Annotated in this window: 1 protein-coding gene; it reads right to left on the bottom strand. The window is 66.9% G+C overall.

Features of this window, described 5'->3' with window-relative positions; genetic code table 11:
- Window positions 1-269, bottom strand: a 269-nt coding sequence (locus C1X29_RS28600) for a carboxyl transferase domain-containing protein (RefSeq protein WP_305888217.1), incomplete at both ends; no start/stop codon positions are given.

Raw genomic sequence — 269 nt, 5'->3', positions numbered from 1 at the left:
CATCACGGCCTGGTTGTAGAAGATGCGCCCGAAGTGCTCCTTGTCCGGGAACACCTCGGACTGCTTGGGCAGGAAGACGCCGCCGGAGTCGACCAGGTAGACGCAGGGGAGCCGGTTTTCCAGCGCGATCTCCTGCGCGCGCAGGTGCTTCTTGATCGTCTCCGCGTAGTAGGTGCCGCCCTTGACCGTGGCGTCGTTGGCGACGACCACGCACAGGCGGCCGGAGATCACGCCCAGGCCCGCGATCATGCCCGCCGACGGGACCTCGT

The sequence above is a fragment of the Pseudomonas sp. GW456-12-10-14-LB2 genome, assembly GCF_002884345.1.
Classification (GTDB): domain Bacteria; phylum Pseudomonadota; class Gammaproteobacteria; order Pseudomonadales; family Pseudomonadaceae; genus Aquipseudomonas; species Aquipseudomonas paraglycinae.
Note: the sequence above shows the minus strand (reverse complement) of the source record. Positions and strands in the feature narration are given on the sequence as shown.